At 52.3% G+C, this 16,617-nt stretch carries 12 protein-coding genes, 2 pseudogenes and 1 riboswitch; of the genes and pseudogenes, 7 read left to right on the top strand and 7 right to left on the bottom strand.

All coding sequences use genetic code 11. The features are described from left to right. Nucleotides 1-13 precede the first annotated feature (13 nt). Complete coding sequence (gene leuD / locus BJJ97_RS01780) at nucleotides 14-616, top strand: 3-isopropylmalate dehydratase small subunit (protein ID WP_095992907.1); 603 nt, start codon at nucleotides 14-16, stop codon at nucleotides 614-616. Nucleotides 617-684: 68 nt separating this feature from the next. Here leuD and BJJ97_RS01785 read toward each other — a convergent pair whose 3' ends face one another. The 5 genes and pseudogenes from BJJ97_RS01785 to sgrT all read right to left on the bottom strand — a co-directional run bounded on the left by BJJ97_RS01785 (nucleotide 685) and on the right by sgrT (nucleotide 5,259). After that, nucleotides 685-996, bottom strand: a complete 312-nt coding sequence (locus BJJ97_RS01785) for an AzlD domain-containing protein (RefSeq protein ID WP_039501490.1) — start codon at nucleotides 994-996, stop codon at nucleotides 685-687. Next, nucleotides 993-1,726, bottom strand: a pseudogene (locus BJJ97_RS01790) (AzlC family ABC transporter permease). Before BJJ97_RS01790 ends, BJJ97_RS01785 begins: the two are co-directional and overlap by 4 nt. Before the next feature lie 104 nt (nucleotides 1,727-1,830). Further along, the gene (locus tag BJJ97_RS01795) at nucleotides 1,831-2,667 is read right to left on the bottom strand and encodes an AraC family transcriptional regulator (RefSeq protein ID WP_095992908.1); all 837 of its coding nucleotides are present in this window, start codon (nucleotides 2,665-2,667) and stop codon (nucleotides 1,831-1,833) included. A gap of 217 nt (nucleotides 2,668-2,884) precedes the next feature. Further along, nucleotides 2,885-4,504 carry a methyl-accepting chemotaxis protein gene (locus tag BJJ97_RS01800; RefSeq protein WP_095992909.1) on the bottom strand — a complete coding sequence of 540 codons (1,620 nt, stop codon included), beginning with the start codon at nucleotides 4,502-4,504 and terminating at the stop codon, nucleotides 2,885-2,887. A gap of 590 nt (nucleotides 4,505-5,094) precedes the next feature. Beyond that, the gene (gene sgrT / locus BJJ97_RS01805) at nucleotides 5,095-5,259 is read right to left on the bottom strand and encodes a glucose uptake inhibitor SgrT (RefSeq protein ID WP_095992910.1); all 165 of its coding nucleotides are present in this window, start codon (nucleotides 5,257-5,259) and stop codon (nucleotides 5,095-5,097) included. A 90-nt stretch (nucleotides 5,260-5,349) separates the two neighbouring features. On the opposite strand from sgrT, the gene sgrR reads away from it, so the two are divergent. Further along, entirely contained in the window at nucleotides 5,350-7,008 is a 1,659-nt protein-coding gene (gene sgrR / locus BJJ97_RS01810; protein ID WP_095992911.1) for an HTH-type transcriptional regulator SgrR, read from the top strand. 49 nt (nucleotides 7,009-7,057) lie between these two features. Here the strand turns inward: sgrR and BJJ97_RS01815 are convergent. Next, a pseudogene (locus BJJ97_RS01815) lies at nucleotides 7,058-7,986 on the bottom strand (aromatic alcohol reductase). A gap of 286 nt (nucleotides 7,987-8,272) precedes the next feature. Between BJJ97_RS01815 and BJJ97_RS01820 the strand changes: the two are divergent. The 4 genes from BJJ97_RS01820 to thiQ all read left to right on the top strand — a co-directional run bounded on the left by BJJ97_RS01820 (nucleotide 8,273) and on the right by thiQ (nucleotide 12,793). Then, nucleotides 8,273-9,178, top strand: a complete 906-nt coding sequence (locus BJJ97_RS01820) for a LysR family transcriptional regulator (RefSeq protein WP_095992912.1) — start codon at nucleotides 8,273-8,275, stop codon at nucleotides 9,176-9,178. A gap of 174 nt (nucleotides 9,179-9,352) precedes the next feature. Further along, nucleotides 9,353-9,449: riboswitch (TPP riboswitch) on the top strand. An 80-nt stretch (nucleotides 9,450-9,529) separates the two neighbouring features. Next, nucleotides 9,530-10,513, top strand: coding sequence for a thiamine ABC transporter substrate binding subunit (gene thiB, locus BJJ97_RS01825; protein ID WP_157910790.1), 984 nt, complete (start codon nucleotides 9,530-9,532; stop codon nucleotides 10,511-10,513). Beyond that, a complete protein-coding gene (gene thiP / locus BJJ97_RS01830) occupies nucleotides 10,489-12,096 on the top strand; it encodes a thiamine/thiamine pyrophosphate ABC transporter permease ThiP (protein WP_095992914.1) in 1,608 nt (535 codons plus the stop codon). Before thiB ends, thiP begins: the two co-directional genes overlap by 25 nt. Next, nucleotides 12,083-12,793 carry a thiamine ABC transporter ATP-binding protein ThiQ gene (gene thiQ / locus BJJ97_RS01835; protein ID WP_095992915.1) on the top strand — a complete coding sequence of 237 codons (711 nt, stop codon included), beginning with the start codon at nucleotides 12,083-12,085 and terminating at the stop codon, nucleotides 12,791-12,793. Before thiP ends, thiQ begins: the two co-directional genes overlap by 14 nt. Before the next feature lie 4 nt (nucleotides 12,794-12,797). Here thiQ and BJJ97_RS01840 read toward each other — a convergent pair whose 3' ends face one another. Further along, nucleotides 12,798-14,420: a family 43 glycosylhydrolase gene (locus tag BJJ97_RS01840; protein WP_095992916.1), complete on the bottom strand. Its 1,623-nt coding sequence runs from the start codon at nucleotides 14,418-14,420 to the stop codon at nucleotides 12,798-12,800. A 532-nt stretch (nucleotides 14,421-14,952) separates the two neighbouring features. On the opposite strand from BJJ97_RS01840, the gene ilvB reads away from it, so the two are divergent. Next, nucleotides 14,953-16,617: an acetolactate synthase large subunit gene (gene ilvB, locus BJJ97_RS01850; protein ID WP_167385186.1), complete on the top strand. Its 1,665-nt coding sequence runs from the start codon at nucleotides 14,953-14,955 to the stop codon at nucleotides 16,615-16,617.

The raw sequence follows: 16,617 nt of genomic DNA on the forward strand, positions 1-16,617 counted from the left end.
GAGAGAAACCGACATGGCTAAATTTACTCAACACACAGGTCTGGTGGTTCCTCTGGATGCCGCTAACGTCGATACCGACGCCATCATTCCTAAGCAGTTTCTGCAAAAGGTGACGCGTACCGGTTTCGGCCAACACCTGTTCCACGACTGGCGCTTTCTGGACGATGCGGGCCAACAGCCTAACCCTGAGTTTGTGCTGAATCAGCCGCATTACAAAGGAGCGAGCATCCTGCTAGCGCGGGAAAACTTCGGCTGCGGCTCTTCCCGTGAGCACGCGCCGTGGGCGCTGACCGATTACGGCTTCAACGTCGTTATCGCCCCAAGCTTCGCCGATATCTTCTACGGCAACTCGTTTAACAACCAGCTGCTGCCGGTGAAATTGAGCGACGAAGAAGTGGACGAGCTGTTCAAGCTGGTTGACGGTCAGGAAGGTATTACCTTCACGGTCGATCTGGAAAATCAGGTTGTTCAGGCGGGCAGCAAAAGCTATCCGTTCGAAATCGACAGCTTCCGCCGTCACTGCATGATCAACGGATTAGACAGCATCGGCCTGACGCTGCAACACGAAGCGTCTATTACCGAGTATGAAAAGAATCAGCCTGCATTTTTGAACTGATTCAAGATTACAGATAGCCCGAAGCCCGCACTTTATTGCGGGCTTTTTCTTTTGGAAGAATGGGGGGATTACAACAGCGCGGCAATCAGATAAAAAGCCAACATACTCAAAAGCACCGCGCCCACAATATTTCTGATAAAGAATGAAATTACCACACTCACTATCGCGCCGAGAAAATACGGGTTATCAGGAAATGCGCGAATCACACCGTGATCCATTAAAATAATCGGCCCGCAAATCGCGGTGAGTAAACAAGGTGCTGAATACTTTAATGCACGATGGAGTAAAACCGGAATTTTTACCGGCACAGCGGGTTCGAGAAAAATATAGCGATTAAAAAACACAATCCCTGCCAGAACGAATATCAATAACCAGCTCATTTTTCTTCCTTAAGCACAGACGCGATGAATACAGAGAAAAACATGCCGCCGACGCCGGCAATAGCAATGGCACCTTCTACCTTGAAATAGGTCAATAACATCGACAACAGCAGAGAGAACAGTACGCCAGAGAAGGTACTGATTTTCTTTATCATCGGCACAACGATGGTGATGAACGTAGCAACGATAGAATAATCAAGATGATACTTATCCAAGTCGGGCACAGATGACGCCATGACCACACCAAGAATACTGAAGATATTCCAAAAAATATAAAAGGTGAAACCCGCACCAATTAAATAGCTGGTGCTAACGTTGTTCTTACGGTCTTTCTTTTCACTGAGTGCAAAAAGCTCGTCTGATAATAAAAATCCGATAGGAAGCCGCTTTCTTAATTTCAACGTTGAAACATATTCTCGTAGCGTCAGGCCATATATCAGGTGCTGTGCGGTGATAAAAAAAACGGAGATTAATAGCGTCGCGACATTCGCCCCAGACATGAGCAACCCGAGCGAGACGAGCTGCGCCGCCCCGCGAAAATAATCGCCGACATCCCGATACTTTGTCCGACAGATAATCCCGACTGGATAGCCATAGAACCAGCTAGAATTCCCCAGGGCACCACGGACAAACAGAGCGGCAGCATTTCAACCACGCCGGTCATAAAATGCTTCCACGGACTAACGGTGTCTTTTGATTCAGACGATGAGCGGGCTACGGTGTTTTCCATATAACATTGCACTACCATAAAAAATCGATAGCGGAAAACTAACAAAACGTTGTTTAAGAGTATTGGATGAATTTGCTGCGCCCCAGAATAGGGGACGAGTATAACTACAGATTGCCTTTAGCAAACTCGCCCGGCGTCAGCCCCAAAGAATTTTTGAAATGACGATGAAAGTGGCTCTGATCGGTAAAACCACACGATACGGAGACATCAAGGATAGCACCGCCTTTACGCAACAGTGTCTTAGCCTTGCGCAGGCGAGCCTGAATCAAGTAAGCGTGAGGCGTAATCCCCACCACCGCTTTAAACTGTCGTAAGAAGTGCCACACACTGAGTTCGGCCAGCGCGGCCAATTCAACGAGAGCCAGTTCTCTCTCGGGATAGCTGTCCATAAACGCTTTAACGTTCAATATATTTTGGGTCGCAACGGGCAGCATCTGCGGTGTCAGGCGCGTCTTGCTATAACGCATCGTCAGCCAGGTCAATGACGACAACAGCAGCGTTTCTTTCAATAAAATATTGCCCGGCTGAGCGAGCATATTGAACGTCATGAGCAACTGTTCCGACAGCCCAGGGTCGTGAACAACGGCGTCGGGAAACCACGGGATCGAATCCTTTGAGCGTTGCAGATCCTGATTAATCGAGCAAAAAAGATCGGGATGCGGATAAATGGCACGATAGGCCCAGCCAGTTTCAACCTCGGAGCTCCCCGTGTGCACATCGTCCGCGTTCACCAGAATGATGTCACCTTTGGGCGCAACATGCTCTGCACCGGAGCGATAAAAACGCTGAGCCCCCTGCTCAATCACACTGATGCAATACGTATCATGCACATGACGAGGAAAACGCTGCTGATAGTACTGCGCCTGCAACATATCCAGACCCCCTAATGCTTCCAGGTGTCTGAAGTGTGTTTGCTCTTGCACTACCGGCTTTTTATGCACACGTTAATCCTCTTATCATTTGTACAAAATTGCTCTGGCGGAAGCGATACGTGCGTACTTTTTTATCGCCAGAAACAGCGTACCTGTTCACTGATTCTATCAGAAGCGGATTCACATCCCCATGCTCGAAAAAACAACGAAAAAAAGCCAGCGACAAAGCCGCTGGCCATTAATGATGATTCCTGTCTTTTACCGCTTTTGTCTTTTACCCACCGGGTTACATCAGATGAAATCGGGACACGCCAAGATTCAACCGTTCGGCCTGCTGCTCAAGCGATGCGGCAGACGAGGACGCCTCTAGCACCAGCGTCGCGTTCTGTTGCGTGACGCGATCCATTTCTGATATCGCTAACGACACCTGATTGATGCCACTGCTCTGTTCATCAGACGCCAGCGCGATCTCATTCATGATGCGGGTGACGTTATTAATTTCAGCCACAATCTCGGCCATCGCTTTACCCGCTTCGGATGCCAGCGTCGTTCCCTCTGTCACTCTGGCTTCGGATTCTTTAATCAGTGCGGCAATTTCCGTCGCGGCGTTAGCCGAGCGCTGTGCCAGATTACGCACCTCTCCTGCGACTACCGCAAATCCTTTACCCTGCTCGCCCGCTCTCGCTGCTTCAACCGCCGCATTCAGTGCCAGAATATTGGTCTGGAATGCAATCCCGTTAATGAGCGCGATAATCTCAGAAATCTTGTCTGAACTCTTGGCGATATCCGCCATAGACCCCACAACCTGTTCAACAATGCTGCCACCGTTCACCGCTTTGGCTGAGGTCTCCGTCGCCACAACGCTTGCATGGTGCGCATTATCGGTATTCTGCTTCACCGCAGCCGTGAGCTGCTCCATGCTGGCCGCCGTTTCCGCCAACGCCGCAGCCTGCTGCTCTGTTCGTGCAGACAAATCCGTATTACCGACGGTAATTTTCGTCGAACTGCTGTGAATCGACTCTGCACTGTCGCGTACCGAGCCAACCGTTTCGGAGAGCGAATCCTGCATTTGCTGGATGTTATTCCCCAAAATACCGATTTCATTCCGTCCGACATCCACACTCGTGCGCGTTAAATCACCGTGCGCGATGGCCTGTATGCGTGACACCCAATACTGCACTGGGTTAATAATGACCCGACGAATTAATAAGAACGTCATGCCCGTTAATACGATCGCCAGAATAAAGGCGCCTATCATGAGCGTATAGCCCAGAGTGGAATTCCTTTCCGCCGTCACATTAATATTTTTCGCCATCTCAACCCGATAAAGATAAGACGCCTTCAACGGCACATCATACTCATCGTCCAATTTAGACAGGGTCGTCGACTCAAATGCATTCAGTTCTTCAACATTGCCCTTCTTCGCGATGTCAAACATGGGTTTAATACCGCGTTCAACATAATCGCCATAGCGCGCTTTTAATTCATTATCGCGGGCGAGTTCAACATCAGAACGAACCGACCTATTTTGATACCCATTAAACATTTGCTGAGACATCGACAAACGTTCTTCTGCCGCTTTCATACTCGCATTGTAGTTATCAGTAAGGCCATTACGTAAGTGATTCACAGCATGTAGCAAATTCATACGCGCTGCACGCATATGATTAGCACTATCAACAAGTTCCATTCGAACATTCAATTCCAGCGTCGAACTATTTAACGACTGTTCAGCCTGCTTAAGGAAATAGGACGATGTGGAAACTGCCAAAGCAAAAAGAAGTAAAACACCAGAAAAAACAATGATGAAAAGGGGCGTCAGTTTGATGTTGTGTACGCCAGGTGCAGCGTGCCAGGGTTCTGGTTTTTCGTAAATCGCTATTGACTGATAAGGAACATCGCTCATTTTTACATCCGTCGAGTTATTCAAAAAATTGCTGTGAAGTAAATTGCTGGTAAGCAAGAAAAAATAAAACGCTGCTGCATGTTACATAATATTTAAAGGTTGTGACAATGTGCGTTAAACACAAGATAAAAAACAGTGGACTATAAAGAATAATTTTATCCATAGGACCGCCATCACAAAAAACCGCCTATAATTTCAACGAAAATAGTTTCCAAGAAAAACAATTTAGAATGAAAACCATTACACTAAATTAGTGAATTATTTTAGTCATTATTCTTACATTAATATTAATTATAAGAGAAAAAATAAATTAACGGAGTCATTCTTTTTTATTGAAAATAAACACGCTTTAACATTCAACATTACTGATTGATTATTTCGTCATCCTGAATATAAAAGCATCACGTGAACAACGCCGCTGATACCTTCCCACTATGCAAACCATCCACAACAGCCAAAGCTAGCGGCAGTCAACACCATAAAAAAAGCCAGCGAAAAACTCGCTGGCTGGTGAAACATCACCATTACTCAGAATACATTGTTTTATTCAGAATAAATTGTTTTACTCAGAATAAATTGCTTCATGCCACCTAGAGCCAATGACGGTACTCGTCGTCAGACATGTCTTTCAGGTGCCACTGCGTCGCCTGCTGCAATAATGCAATGCGCTGTTGGGTAGACATCCACCGAAACCACTTCGCTTTACAGGTCGATAAGTAAGTTCGATAGAACTGGTACAAACTGGAAATCGCCATAAGCCACCTCCTCTCTTTCCTTGTTGCAAAGTATCGACGTAATATAGGGAAAGATAAATTGATGACTTTAGTGCAGGGAGTTCCTCTTTTATGTCTTCCCCTCGATTGCAACAACAGTTCATCCGCCTGTGGCAACACTTTCAGGGGCAAACCACCGACACCACGCTGCAAGAGTTAACCGGGGTGTTGAACTGTTCACGCCGCCATATCCGCTCATTGCTGAACGCGATGCAGCAGGAAGGCTGGCTCATCTGGCAAGCAGAAGCAGGAAGGGGAAAGCGCTCACAGTTATCCTTTGTGTATACCGGATTAGCACTACAGCAGCAGCGTGCCGAGGATCTGCTGGAGCAGGATCGCATTGAGCAGCTAGTGCAGTTGGTGGGTGACAAAGAAGCGGTACGCCAGATGTTACTTGCCCACCTTGGGCGGAGTTTCCGGCAGGGAAAGCATATTCTGCGCATCCTCTATTACCGCCCCTTACGCAACCTACTACCTGGCTCCGCGCTGCGGCGTTCGGAAATGCACATTGCGCGGCAAATTTTTAGCGGGCTGACCAATATAAATGAGGAAAATGGGGAAATAAAACCCGATCTTGCTCATCATTGGCAGATGCTGGCCCCGCTGCACTGGCGTTTTTATCTGCGTCCGGCCATTCGCTTCCATCATGGTCGCGAGCTCACGATGGATGATGTCATCACCTCCCTCAAGCGCCTCACCGCATGGCCACTGTTTTCGCACCTTGAAACCGTCACGTCACCGATGCCGTTCGTGATTGATATCCGGCTAAGCAGTCCGGATAACTGGCTGCCGTGGCTTTTAGGCAGCGTGCACGCCATGATTTTGCCGCAGGAATGGCAAACGCTACCCGATTTCGCCCAACACCCAATTGGCACCGGCCCTTATGCCGTGGTGCGTAATAACAGTAACCAGCTAAAGATCCGCGCTTTTGATGATTATTTTGGCTATCGGGCACTGATTGATGAGGTCAACATCTGGGTACTGCCGGATGAACCGGAGGAAATGCCGGTCTCCGTCCAATTCCAGTCTGATGATTCTCGCCATGAACAGTTGGAAAGCCGGATGGAAGAAGGCTGCTATTTCCTGCTGTTCGATAAACGTTCACCGCTTGCTGAACGCCCGGAGGTTCGTCGCTGGCTCTGGCAGGTCTTTAACCCGATTTCGCTACTCAGCCACGCCGATGCCAGCCACCAGCGCGACTGGTCCCCCGCTTACAGCCTGTTGCCACGCTGGCATCATCACCATCCAGACGACCGCCAGCCTATTCCCGCAGGGCTGACGCAGGTGACGCTGACCTTTTATCATGAGCACCCTGAGTACCGGATATTAAGCGAGATTATGCGCGCGCTGCTGGCACAGCATGGCGTCACGCTGCATATCCAGACGGTCAGCTACGAAGACTGGTATCAAGGCAATGCCGAAAGCGATATCTGGTTTAGCAGTGTGAATTGCTATTTACCGCTCGAGTTCTCCCTGTTCGCGATGCTCTACGAACTCCCACTGGTGCAGCACTGTCTGGATGACGATCTGCATGCGGACGCACAGCAGTGGCGCAATCACTCATTGCCGATGGCGGAATGGTGTGAAAAGCTGATCGGTAGCGGCCAGGTGCACCCTCTTCTGCATCACTGGCTACAGCTTCAGGGTCAGCGCAGTATGCGCGGCGTCAGGATGAATATGCTGGGCTGGTTTGATTTTAAATCCGCCTGGTTTGCACCGCCGGAGCGCTGACTGTATCTGAAAAAGTGCGGGCACATTGAATTGCGCCGCACTCTTCTGTCTATTTTTGCACATGCATTTGTAAGAAATGCTCGACGTCGACCGTTTCGTAACCATTACGTTCGTTGAAGGTGCCGGATTTGTCCCACCACATTCCCTCACCCAAAGCAAACGCTGCACGATAGCGGGCCATGACGTCATCCGGAGCAATTTTCAAATCCGCCCGTAATTTATCCAGAGTCCATACGGTCTTCTTAAATGCCTTCCCCGTGACCCGTTCGACAACATCGGCAAGTTGCCCGTATGAGATCGTGTCACCTGCCACGTAAACAACCTCATTAGCCCATCGTGGTTCAGCCAGCAATATTTCAGTCGTCAGCCAGCCAATGTCCTCGGGATCGTCACTGTCACTTTGGTATCCCAACTTCCCAAGCCATGAAGGGTTCCACGCTCCAGATCCACCACATCGAAGGCTGGCTCAAACAGGAAACTCGTGAACATGCCAGTCGAGACAATCACCCATTCGGTACTCAGTTGGCTACGTAGCAGCTGCCTCACGTCGTACTGTTCATCAAAAACCGGATGGCCGCTGTTTCGGCCCACAACGTCATAATCCACACCGAATTGCCAAGGGAAATAGCGCGCAACGTTAGCAGCCAACACCGCTCTGGTTATTTTCATCTGGGTGCCCGGCCCTGCCACAAATCCCGAACAATTCAATACCGTCTTATAATTCCTGAAAAGCTCTGTCAGGGCGTGTTCATCAGAAGCCAGGTCGAACCCCATAACGTCAATACCTAGTGCGCGGAGTTCAGCCAGCTTTGCCCTATCCTGCACCGACGGATCGTTAATAGTATCCGGTGAAACGAGCGCCGTGACCGACAACGCCGAGGTTCGCGCACGCGGGGCGAGAGCACGTAGGACTGCCATACCGAGCTGTCCTGCGCCAAGCACAAGAATGTCCTTCAGTGCTGATCCGCTGTTATTCATTTTTTTAACTCCTTCGAAATTTCAAATTATCGACATCATAAGGATGGGATGAATTATCCCCGTGCATTCAGTTTGCCAATATGTCCCTGAGCTGATAACTCTCGTAAAAATCAGGACACTCAGAGATCGAGTGTTATGTTATACAAGAACGTGCGCATGATAAGATTCAGCCGCATCACTTCATAATTTGAAAAAATCAAACAATAAAGAAATGCAGCCGCTGACACGATAGGTACGCCGTATACGCGTCTTATCAACGTTTCATAGCAAAATGAGGAGACATCGTATGGATCGGTTTCAGGCCATGGAAATATTCATGCGTGTGGTCGATGCGGGTAGTTTCAAAAAAGCGGCGGAAACCATGCATGTTTTACCCTCCACCGTAACCCGCAGCATTAAGGAACTCGAATCACATCTGGGGGCTCGGTTACTCAACCGAACAACACGAGCGCTCAGCATTACGGATGTTGGCCTGCGCTATTACGACAGTTGCAAAGCGATCTTGCATGATGTGCATGCCGCTGAAAGCGTAACGGCACAGCAAAAGGAAGAACTGCATGGAACGATCAGAATCGGGGCGACATCTTCTCTGGTCAAAAATTTCCTTATCCCTACACTGCCCGACTTCTTTGAACGTCATCCCGGAATAAAGTTGGACTTCCACTTGGGTGATGCCACCGTGGATATCGTCCAGCAGGGTATCGACTGTGTCATCAGAACCGGAGAACCTCCGTTATCACGACTGGTCGCACGGCGACTCGGTGCGTTCCATTGGTATATTTGCGCTTCCCCGCGCTATCTAGAGAAGCATGGTTACCCTACAACGTTAGACTCGCTCAAAGAGCACACCGCAGTAGGATATACCCACAGCCGGACAGGGCGTTCAACTCGCTGGGATTTTCACGATGGCGCGCGCACCGTAGCGATTCCAATAACAGCACAGATCAGCGTAAATGACACTGATGCCTATGTTGCCGCTGGTGTAGCCGGTTTGGGGCTAATACGCATTGCCAGCTATATGGTGCGCCAGCAACTTGCTGATGGACATCTTGTCAGGCTACTTCCTGATATCAGTGCCCCGCTTGAACCTCTTTTCATTCTCTACCCACAAAGCCGCCACCTCTCGCCGGCGATCCGCGCCTTTATCGACTGGTGTACTGCGCGGATCGGGCAGGAGGCCGTTAAATGGTGAATGACCACAAATAGGACACAAAAACCGTCACGTTAAGCGAAAGTGTGAGCGTACGGCTGTCACACCGCAGTATCTGAGCGAGCCTATAGGGCGGGTTTGATTTTAAATCCGCCTGGTTTGCACCACCGGAACGCTGAGAGCCTTTCGCTGCCCGACTTAACCCTTTACAATGTGCCGTTCTCAACGGGGTGCGGAAAATTTTTCGCTGAGAAGATACCCGTCGAACCTGATCCGGTTAATACCGGCGAAGGGATTTGAGAGTGCTGCTTATTGCTGCCTCAAAGTCCTTTGCCACCCTATGATTCTCAGGAGTGCAAAGTGTTAAATCAATTATTACCGCGTTCAGCCACCGTGCTGAAAACCAGCCTGTCTTGCCTGCTACTGCTATCAGCTTCGGCTTTCGCCAAACCCGCGTTGACCGTTTATACCTATGATTCATTCGCTTCCGAATGGGGCCCAGGCCCTGTCATCAAGACCGCGTTTGAAAAAGAGTGTGAGTGCGAGCTGAACTTCGTCGCGCTGGAAGATGGTGCTTCGCTGCTGAACCGTCTGCGTATGGAAGGCAAGAACAGCAAAGCGGATATCATTCTGGGGCTGGACAACAACCTGTTGCAGGCGGCGGAACAAACCGGCCTGTTTGCGCCACACAATCTGGACGCCCGCGCCGTTACGGTGCCGGGCGGATGGAGCAATAAAACGTTCGTTCCTTATGACTACGGCTATTTCGCGTTTGTGTATAACAAAAACACGCTGAAGAACCCGCCGAAAAGCCTGCATGAGCTGGTGGACAGCAACGAACCGTGGAAAGTGATCTATCAGGATCCACGCACCAGCACGCCGGGGTTGGGTCTGCTGCTGTGGATGCAGAAAGTGTACGGCGACGATGCGCCGCAAGCCTGGCAGAAGCTAGCGAAAAAAACCGTCACCGTCACCAAAGGCTGGAGCGAAGCCTACGGTCTGTTCCTGAAAGGGGAAGCGGATCTGGTGCTGAGCTACACCACGTCGCCGGCCTATCACATCATTGAAGAGAAGAAAGACAATTACGCAGCAGCGACCTTCAGCGAAGGGCACTATCTGCAAATTGAAGTCGCCGGGCAGCTGGCGTCCAGCAAAAATCCCGAGCTGGCAAAACGCTTTATGCAGTTCATCCTGAGCCCAACCTTCCAGCAGGCGATTCCTACCACGAACTGGATGTATCCGGCGGTTAAAACTGATCTGCCAGCCGGCTTCGCGACGCTCGCGGTGCCGGAAAAAGCCATGCAGTTCAGCGCACAGGAAGTAGCCGACCAAAGGACGCAGTGGATTCAGGCATGGCAACGCGCCGTCAGCCACTAATCGGCGGACGTCTGTGGCCAGGGTTACTGGCCACAACGCTGTTAATTTCCGTTGCCGCACTGGCTTTCGGCGCCCTGTGGCTACAGGCGCCAGAAAGCCAGTGGCGCACGCTATGGCATGACAGCTATCTCTGGCATGTCATTCGGTTTACCTTCTGGCAGGCCTTTCTCTCCGCGCTGTTCTCTACCGTTCCGGCCATTTTTCTCGCCAGAGCGCTGTATCGACGGCGCTTTCCCGGCCATCGCTGGCTGCTGCGCCTGTGTGCAATGACGCTGGTGCTACCCGTACTGGTGGCCGTGTTTGGCCTGCTCAGCGTTTACGGCCGCCAAGGCTGGCTGGCCTCTGCGCTGGGCTGGTTTGATCTGAAATACACGTTTTCGCCCTATGGGTTGCAGGGTATCCTGCTGGCGCACGTCTTCTTTAATCTGCCGCTGGCAACCCGATTGCTGTTGCAGTCGTTAGAAGGCATCGCTACCGAACAGCGTCAGTTGGCCGCGAATCTGGGCATGAACAGCTGGCAGCATTTACACCTGCTGGAATGGCCCGCCCTGCGCCGGCAGATTTTACCCACTGGCGCACTGATTTTTATGCTCTGCTTCGCCAGCTTTGCCACAGTGCTGTCGCTGGGCGGCGGCCCGCAGGCAACCACAATTGAGCTAGCTATCTATCAGGCATTAAGCTTTGATTACGATCCGGGGCGCGCGGCGCTGCTGGCGTTAATTCAGATGGTTTGCTGTCTTGGTTTGGTACTGCTGAGCCAGCGGCTGGGACGCATTCTGCCCGTCGGCAGCACACAGCAGCTTGCCTGGCGTAACCCGCAAGATAGCGCCTTAAGCCGCCTCACCGATGGCCTGCTGATTAGTGCGCTGTTGCTGCTGGTCGTCCCTCCTTTGCTGGCCGTAGTGGTGGATGGCGTGAATCGATCGCTGGTTACCGTGCTGCAACAGCCTGTGCTCTGGCAAACGCTGTTTACCTCGCTGCGCATTGCCTTAGGCGCGGGGCTGCTGTGTCTGGTGCTGACCATGATGCTGCTCTGGAGCAGTCGCGAGCTCAAATTACGCCAGAAGCCACTCTACGGACAGTTGATGAACCTGAGCGGTATGCTCATCCTCGCCATGCCCGGGATTGTGCTGGCAACCGGCTTTTTCCTGCTGCTGAATAACAGCATCGGGTTACCGCAATCCCCTTACGCACTGGTGGTGTTCACGAACGCGCTGATGGCGATTCCGTACGCGATCAAAGTGCTGGAAAACCCAATGCTAGACGTTGCAGAGCGTTACAACCGACTTTGCACATCGCTGGATATTCGCGGCTGGCAACGGCTGAAGCTGATCGAGCTTGCCGCGCTGAAACAGCCGCTGGCGCAGGCGCTGGCGTTTGCCTGCGTGCTATCGATTGGTGATTTCGGCGTCATCGCGCTGTTCGGCAATGAGCAGTTCCGCACGCTGCCGTTCTATCTGTACCAGCAAATTGGTTCCTATCGCAGCGCCGACGGCGCAGTCACGGCGCTATTGTTGATGCTGCTGTGCTTTATGTTATTTACCCTGATTGAGAAACTGGCAGGCCGTCATGATCGCGCTTGAGAAATTGACCTACTTTTATCAGCACTTGCCCATGCGTTTTGATTTTCACGTCAAACCGGGCGAGCGCATCGCCATCCTCGGCCCTAGCGGCGCTGGGAAAAGTACGCTGCTGAATCTGGTTGCGGGTTTCCTGATGGCAGACAGCGGGGAATTACGGCTTAACGGCGAGTCTCACCGCGAGACGCCGCCTGCTAAACGGCCAGTTTCGATTCTGTTTCAGGAAAATAACCTGTTTCCTCATCTGACGATTGGGCAGAACATCGCGCTGGGGCTTCATCCCGGCCTGCGCCTCAGTGCGGAACAGCGCGAGACGCTACGGCAGATTGCCGACAGAGTTGGTCTGGCGGATCTTCTGGATCGTCTGCCGTCGCAGGTTTCCGGCGGACAGCGCCAGCGCGCGGCATTGGCACGCTGTCTGGTGCGTCACCAACCCATTCTGTTGCTGGATGAACCGTTTTCGGCGCTCGATCCGGCGCTGCGTCAGGAGATGCTCGATCTGGTTGAAAGCGTGTGTCAGGAGCGTGAGTTCACGCTGTTGATGGTGTCCCACAATCTGGATGATGCCATGCGGATCGCGAAGCGTACGGTGCTGATCGTAGACGGGCAGATTTATTATGACGGGCCGACCCAGGCGTTGCAGGATGGCAGCGCCGAGGCAGCCGCCATCCTGGGAATTTCACGTCCGTCTTCGAATTGAGAAATTAAGGCAAAGCCTGATAGCGCAGGTTGCTGAACGTCACCTCGCCTTCGCCGGAAGCATACAGGGCAGGCCGCAAACTGAGGAAATCATACGCGACGTTGTGATGGTAGCCGGACACTTCCATCTGCACCGGGTATTTCTTCCACGCTTCCTGATCCGAGGTTCGGGTGTAGAACGTCACAATATGGCGATCGTTTTTCATCCGAATCTGCACCTCATTGCCCGTAATATGCGGCAATTTCTTCTCCGCCCTTTCCAACCCGTAGCGATGCATTACTGTGCCATCCTGATTAAACGACAGCCCGACATAGAGCTTCGCGTTGTAGAACAGCAGTAAACCAGCCTGCGCGCCGGGAGCAAAGTTAGCAGTCACTTCAATTTGGTAAGCCTGATCGCCGGGGATCATCGTCAGCGGCGCGCTGTCTTTCGGCGACGTGCCTTTTGCCTTCAGATGCAACTTACCGTCGCTAAGCGTAACCCGCTTTAGCTCTTCCGCATTGGCGCGGTAGAAGTGCCAGCGTGCCGGAAATTTCTCGTCGGTAAAGCTATCAGACCAGCCAATGCCGTGAGGCACCGCCTCGCCACCTTCCGGTTTGCGAATCGGTTTACCGGTATCGAATCCGGCTGACGTAAACCAGCCGTCATCGCCCCAGACAATCGGCTCCAGCATCGCCTGCCGCCCCAGCGTCATAAAGCCGTTTTCATAGCCGTGATACACCATGTACCAGTTTTTATCCGGTCCTTCGATCAGCGTCGCATGGCCGCGCGACCACCACTTCTCTGAAAGATCCTGCGTACGGATAATCGGGTTATGCGGCGAGTTTTCCCACGGCCCGTTGATCGATTTGGATCGCGCAGCAATCACCATGTGCCCGGTCGGTGGCCCAGCCGTTCCGCCTTCCGCCAGTACCATGTAGAAGTAGTCACCGTGGCGCAGCATCTTCGGCCCTTCCTGCGAGAAGCTTTCCACATCCCACTCTTCCGGGTACTGCCATCCCTGATAGACCACCGCCATGTCACCGACCGTCGATAGCCCGTCGTCTGTTAACTGCACGCGGTTGCCACCCGACATAAAGATGTAACGCTTGCCATCCTCTCCCACGACGTGGCCGGGATCGCTAGCCGGGTTTTTCAAGCCAGTATCTTTCGGCGGCGTCCACGGGCCGCGGATATCATCGGCGGTAATCACATACAGCGTTTTCTTTTTCGTCCCTTTGGCGTCGATAATCCGGTTTGTGGTGAAGTAGATGTAATACTTGCCGTCGTGTTTCACCAAATCCGGTGCCCAGATCGCATCGACAGGCGTCGTGATCGCCGGGCCAAGTGGTTCCCAGTTCACTAAATCGCGCGAGTGCCAAATCAACAGTCCGGGGATGTCGTCAAATGACGAGAACGTCATGTAATAGTCATCCCCATCCTTGATAATCGTGGGGTCGGGATGATCGCCCGCAATAATCGGATTGAGATAACAGCCATTGCCCAAATCCGCCTGACGCTGCTGTTCAATACCCCGCATCCATTCGTTGGCAGGGCCAGCCTGACAGGCCATCGCCGTGCCGATACCCATTGCCATCAATAAGATACCGCTTAATATGCCTTTCCCTACCGCTCGGGACACGCCCATTTATCACCACCCACTATCCCAATGATTATTTTATAATTTATAACATTGAAACCCTGTTCCAATTGTGAAAACAGTCACGCTTCTCTCGGTTATACGGCGAAAAATCAAGCGGTAATAACACCGTGCCATTTTCAATATATTGTGACCAATTCGACATATTCAGTTTTTATCCCTTGTAGGTATTGTGTCTTTTTGTGCTGCTGTGCTTATATGAATTGGCGATTGAATAACTCATTCGAACACAACACTCGACCGCAATTAGTTCGAACATAACTAACTCGAACATAACTAACTTGAACATAAATAGGATTCCCGTGACGCACTACACTTCTTCCACTTCAGCACTACTACACACCGCGCATGTTGACGCGGTCGTCGTCGTGCGCGTGGTCGTCGTGGTCGTCGTCGGCAGCGCGCCGTAACGGGTTCCGAATCGAAGATTCTCAAACCCCGCCGGCGCAAGCCGAGCGGGGTTTCTTGTTTCTACCCTCCCCGCTCCGACACCGCACCGGCCCTGATGAAGGATGTAAACATGCGTTATACAGGCGCTCAGTTAATTGTTCGGCTGCTCGAACAGCAGGGCATCACCACCGTAGCGGGCATTCCCGGCGGCGCGGCCCTGCCGTTATATGATGCACTGGGTCAAAGTAAGACCATTCGCCACGTTCTGGCTCGCCACGAGCAAGGCGCTGGATTTATGGCACAAGGCATGGCGCGAGCCAGCGGACGCGCTGCGGTTTGTATGGCTTCCAGCGGGCCGGGAGCGACCAACCTGCTCACCGCTATCGCCGATGCCAAACTGGATTCGATCCCGCTGGTGTGCATCACTGGTCAGGTGCCTTCCAGCATGATCGGTACCGATGCGTTTCAGGAAGTCGACACCTACGGCATTTCTATTCCCGTCACCAAACATAACTATCTGGTTCGCGACATCAACGAGCTGCCGCGCGTGATTCCAGAAGCCTTTCGCATCGCACAGTCGGGCCGTCCCGGTCCTGTGTGGATCGATATTCCAAAAGACATTCAGAATGCGACCATTGAGCTGAGCGAACTGCCGGGCGTCTTTCCTCTCGATACGCCACCCGCCATCGCTCAGCAGGAAATCGAGCGTGCTGCGGCCATGATTAATGCGGCTCAGCGTCCGGTGCTCTATCTGGGCGGCGGGATTATTAGCGGCGTCGCGCACAAACAGGCGGTTCAACTGGCGGAATGCTCTAGCCTGCCCACCACCATGACGCTGATGGCGCTGGGCACCATGCCCGTCGATCATCCTCTGTCGCTCGGGATGCTGGGCATGCACGCCGCACGATCAACCAATCTGATCTTACAGCAGGCAGATTTGTTAATTGTGCTGGGTGCGCGTTTTGACGATCGCGCGATCGGGAAAGCGGAACAGTTTTGCCCGCAGGCCAGCATCATTCACATCGATATCGATCCCGCCGAGTTGGGCAAGATCCGCCAGCCACACGTGGCGATCAACGCGGATGTCGCACAGGCGTTGGATCAGCTGCTGCCGCACATTACACCGCAGCAGCGTGACGTATGGCGTACTACCGTCCGCGGGCTGCAACAGGAATTTCCGTTCAGCATGCCGGGCGCTGACGATCCATTAAGCCATTACGGTCTGGTTCAGGCCACGGCACAGGCGCTGACGGATGATGCCATCATCACGACCGATGTCGGTCAGCATCAGATGTGGGTCGCGCAGTCTTATCCGCTGCGTCGTCCGCGCCAGTGGCTGACATCCGGCGGGTTTGGGACGATGGGCTTTGGCCTGCCTGCAGCGATTGGTGCGGCGTTGGCTGAACCGGATCGCACCGTGGTGTGTTTCTCGGGTGACGGCAGCCTGATGATGAATATTCAGGAAATGGCGACGGCAGCAGAAGAAGGACTTAACGTAAAAATCGTCCTGATGAACAACCAGTCACTCGGTCTGGTTCACCAACAGCAGGATATGTTTTTCCAGAAACGCATCTTCGCGGCCGATTACCGCTACAGCGCGAATTTCCTCGCGATTGCCGCAGGTTTTGGCTTTGCAACCTGCGATCTGAACGCCGCCGCCGATCCACAGGCCGCGCTGCAAGAGATGCTCAACCAGCCGGGTCCTGCGCTGATCCACGTACTTATTGACGCCAATGAAAAAGTGTTACCCATCGTGCCACCGGGCGCCGCGAACATCGATATGATCGGAGATTAA

Source organism: Pectobacterium polaris (genome assembly GCF_002307355.1).
GTDB classification, from domain to species: domain Bacteria; phylum Pseudomonadota; class Gammaproteobacteria; order Enterobacterales; family Enterobacteriaceae; genus Pectobacterium; species Pectobacterium polare.

What these genes read in the sequence shown, in the direction of transcription:
- BJJ97_RS01820 (WP_095992912.1), top strand. Translation starts at nt 8,273, where the DNA reads ATGGATCGGTTTCAGGCCATGGAAATATTCATGCGTGTGGTCGATGCG.
- sgrT (WP_095992910.1), bottom strand. Translation starts at nt 5,259, where the DNA reads ATGGCGATTTCCAGTTTGTACCAGTTCTATCGAACTTACTTATCGACC.
- BJJ97_RS01800 (WP_095992909.1), bottom strand. Translation starts at nt 4,504, where the DNA reads ATGAGCGATGTTCCTTATCAGTCAATAGCGATTTACGAAAAACCAGAA.
- thiP (WP_095992914.1), top strand. Translation starts at nt 10,489, where the DNA reads ATGGCAACGCGCCGTCAGCCACTAATCGGCGGACGTCTGTGGCCAGGG.
- sgrR (WP_095992911.1), top strand. Translation starts at nt 5,350, where the DNA reads ATGTCTTCCCCTCGATTGCAACAACAGTTCATCCGCCTGTGGCAACAC.
- leuD (WP_095992907.1), top strand. Translation starts at nt 14, where the DNA reads ATGGCTAAATTTACTCAACACACAGGTCTGGTGGTTCCTCTGGATGCC.
- ilvB (WP_167385186.1), top strand. Translation starts at nt 14,953, where the DNA reads ATGCGTTATACAGGCGCTCAGTTAATTGTTCGGCTGCTCGAACAGCAG.
- BJJ97_RS01840 (WP_095992916.1), bottom strand. Translation starts at nt 14,420, where the DNA reads ATGGGCGTGTCCCGAGCGGTAGGGAAAGGCATATTAAGCGGTATCTTA.
- thiQ (WP_095992915.1), top strand. Translation starts at nt 12,083, where the DNA reads ATGATCGCGCTTGAGAAATTGACCTACTTTTATCAGCACTTGCCCATG.
- BJJ97_RS01785 (WP_039501490.1), bottom strand. Translation starts at nt 996, where the DNA reads ATGAGCTGGTTATTGATATTCGTTCTGGCAGGGATTGTGTTTTTTAAT.